Below are 3,663 nucleotides of genomic sequence, written 5' to 3' on the forward strand. Positions count from 1 at the left end.
GTGCGGGAGTATGTCACTTAAACCAGAAGCAGATCTCAGCTTTTGCCCAGCTTCAGCATCTGATCCACCACCCCTAGGGTTTCTTCGTAGAGGTAGTCGGGGCCAAGCCGCTGCAACTCGGCAGCCAGCAGGGTGTCGAGGGAATCCTGCTCCAGGGGAGCCACCTGGCGAACCACACATCTCTGAGCACCCCCCATGGCTTCCATGCGCATACACCCTGTGGTTTCGGAGCACAGCACGGTACAGGCGTCGGCTTCTTGGTTGCTGGAGGTGAGGCGCAGCCCGATGAGATCCCCCGGCCGGCTGATTTCCGAGGCCAAGGGCACAGCCGCCAGTTCTGCCATCACCTCGCCGCCCCTTTGGGTTTGCAAGCGGATGCGGTCGATCTGGTAATCGTGCTCCTGAGCCTGAACCCGCTCTGTGGGAGTCCACCCCAGGCGACCGGCCAGCCAGCCCAGGAAAAGGAACGCCTGGCAGGGATTGCCGGCTTTGTAGTCGAGGTTCACGCGATCTACGAGGTAGAGGGACTCTCGCCGGTCGGGAGGGTCAAAGGCTTGGGCGGTGAGTTCCTGCCAAGGCAGCAGCCGCCGCCAGTTGAGATCCCCACAGTGGCGCCCCTCACCCACCAAGAGGTGGATTTCCTGCAGATCTTCTTCTGGATTGACAAAGCCCCGTGAATCGACGATGACCCGGTTGCTCAGAGCCACCAATTTTTGAAACAGCAAGCTGTTCAAATCCAGATCCCCTTGCCACCACAAAAAGGTGGGCAAGTTGGGGATCAGCAGCGAGGCAACGGTGCTGCAGGCCCGCACAAAGGCCGATTCGGGCGCTTTCAGGGTGATGTATTCGCAACAGACCAACGAGCTGCGCTGCTCACGGGTCACCGGACAGTAGGCGGCCACCTGGGCCTCGATGGCGTCGTCTGCAGATCCCTCTCGTTTGGCGCGCAGGTCAATGACGCGACAGGGGTTCTGGGTGGCGATGGCTTCGACGGTGGGGGAAGGCAGCAACAGCGCATCGTCCAGAGATTCGTACACCACCAGGGTAAAGGTGGCAGCGCGGGCGGCAACGCTCTCTCCTTTGGAAGACCAGATCTTGTTCAGCTCCTGCTCAATATCTTCGATGGAGACATCTTTCGGGGTTTGTAGGGGCAGGACGGCAGCAGATTGATCCATAGTCTCCTCCTGGAGTGGACTCTTGCTCGATTCTAGGCAGGGGGGTCGGCTGGCCGGGAAGGGCTTAAGGCCAGGTACAGATTGACCAACTCAAGCCTGCTCTCCGCACTTGCTCCAGGAAACTCGAGGCTCAAGCAGGCCGAGGCTGGATGTTCAGCTCCAAGGGGCAGGCGGGATCCCCTGTCAACAGGACTCCGCGGCCATTGGCGTGTAGGTGCCGCACAATCCAGTACAGGGTTTCTATGCGCTCCGGGCAGCCCAGTTTCTCTGCCAGTTGGGGCAAAGTCAGGGATCCCTGCTGCTCCTGCACCGTCTCTAGCACCCGCCGTTGCAGCTCCAAGACGGCGCTGGCGGCTTTTTTGCCTGCTTCCACCCCCGGTTGATGGTAGGCGTTGATCTGGATTAGGGAGGCATAGAGGCCCACGGCTCGTTCGTAGAGGGCAATCAAGGCCCCCACCGAGCGGGCATCCACCCGTGGCAGCGTTACGGTAATGGAGTCGCGACCGTTTTCGTAGAGGGCCTGGCGGGTACCCTGCAGCAGGCCGCTCAGGTAGTCACCACTGGTCACCTGCGGCTCCACGAAGGGGGAAGGGATCCCAGGCTCCCGATCCTGAAGCACCTCGATGAAGGTGACAAAGAAGTTGTTCAAGCCATCCCGCAACTGCTGGACGTAAGCATGTTGGTCGGTGGTGCCCTTGTTGCCGTAAACGGCGATGCCCTGCTCCACGCGGTTGCCGTTTAGATCGTGGGATTTGCCCAGGGATTCCATCACCAACTGTTGTAAGTAACGGCTAAACAGCAGCAGGCGATCCTTGTAGGGCAAAACCACCATGTCCTTGCGCCCTTGCCCTTGACCGACGATGTACCAGGCCATGGCCAGCAGAGCGGCGGGATTGCGCTCCAGGTGGGGCAGGCGGGTGGCCTCATCCATGGTGGCTGCCCCGGCCAGCAAAGCCCGGATATCAATGCCCTGCAACGCTGCCGGCAACAGGCCCACCGGGGACGTTTCGGAGGTGCGCCCCCCCACCCAGTCGAAGATGGGGAAGACCTCCAACCACCCCTCCTGCCGCGCCTGCTGCTCCAATTGGCTGCCGGGGCCGGTGATGGCCACCGCATGGGCAGAAAAAGGGATCCCGGCTTTTTGGTAGGCCAGCTTCACCTCCACCAAGCCATTGCGGGGCTCTGGGGTGCCGCCGGATTTGGAGGTGGTGATCACCAGGGTTTGCCCCAGTTGGTCTGCCAGCCGCCCCAGCACCCGGTCAAACCCGTCGGGATCCGTGTTGTCGATGAAGTGGATGTTCAGGGGGGGGTGCAGCGGAGCCAGGGCCTCCGCCACAAATTGCGGCCCCAGAGCTGAGCCGCCAATGCCGATGCAGAGCAGCTCGGTGAACCGTCCCCCCCCGCTGGCCGGGATGGTTCCGCGATGGATCTTTTCGGCAAAGGTTTCCACTCGCTCAATGGAATCCTGAATGGCCTGCCGGATTTCAGGGGTGGGAGCCAGCTCGGGCGCCCGCAGCCAATAGTGGCCCACCTGGCGGCCTTCGTCGGGGTTGGCAATGGCCCCGGCTTCCAAAGCCTGCATATCGGCAAAAGCCTGGGCAAAGCGAGGCCGTAGCGCTTCCACCTGAGGGGGAGTGAAACGGATGCGGCTGATATCGACGAAAATCTCCAGGCCGGGATGGTAGTAAAGCCAATCGCAGTAGCGCTGCCAGAGTTGGAGGCTGTCCATGGGATCCCTTTTGCCGAAATCCCTAACCAGCTTACCAAACTCTTTCTTACTCCCAGCCGAGGGTCGTGCGCTCCAGCCAGGACTGATCCAAACTGATGAGTGCCTCTTTGACCCCCACACCGGTCTCAGGGTGACGCCAGTCGGGAGCGATCTCCCCCAAGGGAGCTAAGACAAAAGCACGTTCCATCATGCGGGGGTGGGGCAACGTCAGCTCAGGGCTGTTCAGGATGCGGCTGCCCATGGCCAGCAGATCCAAATCCAGGGTTCTGGCCTCCCAGCGGATGCGCCGCACCCGTCCTGCCTCCTGCTCGATGGCCAGCAGCGCCCTTAGTAACTCCAGGGGAGACTGGTAAGGGGGGAAGGGATCCAAGGCCACCACTGCATTGAGGTAATCAGGCTGTCCGGGTGGCCCCCCTTGGGCTGGGCTGCGGTAGAGACTGGAACGGGCCGCCACCTCTCCCAGCTGGGGCAGCTTCTGCACAGCCAAGCGCAACTGCTGCAGCGGATCCCCCAAGTTGCTTCCCAGGGCAATGTAGGCCAGGTCGGGATTCATACAGATCGGCGACGGTCGATCTCTACGTAAACATCATCGAACAGCCCCGGCAGGGGAGCTTGGGGCTTGTGAACCCGCACGGTCAGGGCCTCCAGCTGGGGATAGCTCTGCCACAGCCGCTCTGCAATCTGGTCTGCCAAGGTCTCGATCAAGCGGCGGCGCTGGCCGGTCACCTCTTGCCGCACCATCTCATACACTTGGGCATA

Annotated in this window: 4 protein-coding genes; all 4 read right to left on the bottom strand. The window is 61.7% G+C overall.

Translation table 11 applies throughout. The features are described 5' to 3' along the window. Nucleotides 1-35: 35 nt before the first annotated feature. The gene (locus NW819_RS13535) at nt 36-1,175 is read right to left on the bottom strand and encodes a glucose-6-phosphate dehydrogenase assembly protein OpcA (RefSeq protein ID WP_414414065.1); all 1,140 of its coding nucleotides are present in this window, start codon (nt 1,173-1,175) and stop codon (nt 36-38) included. A 130-nt stretch (nt 1,176-1,305) separates the two neighbouring features. Beyond that, nucleotides 1,306-2,904 carry a glucose-6-phosphate isomerase gene (locus NW819_RS13540; protein ID WP_414414066.1) on the bottom strand — a complete coding sequence of 533 codons (1,599 nt, stop codon included), beginning with the start codon at nt 2,902-2,904 and terminating at the stop codon, nt 1,306-1,308. 46 nt (nt 2,905-2,950) lie between these two features. Then, nucleotides 2,951-3,457 (bottom strand): 2-amino-4-hydroxy-6-hydroxymethyldihydropteridine diphosphokinase, encoded by a 507-nt coding sequence (gene folK / locus NW819_RS13545; RefSeq protein WP_414414067.1) that lies wholly within the window; start codon nt 3,455-3,457, stop codon nt 2,951-2,953. Then, nucleotides 3,454-3,663 (bottom strand): dihydroneopterin aldolase (locus NW819_RS13550; RefSeq protein WP_414414068.1); only part of this gene is annotated, 210 nt, incomplete at its 5' end. The genes NW819_RS13550 and folK, both read right to left, overlap by 4 nt.

Source organism: Synechococcus sp. R8-2 (assembly GCF_047461715.1).
Lineage (GTDB): Bacteria > Cyanobacteriota > Cyanobacteriia > Thermostichales > Thermostichaceae > Thermostichus.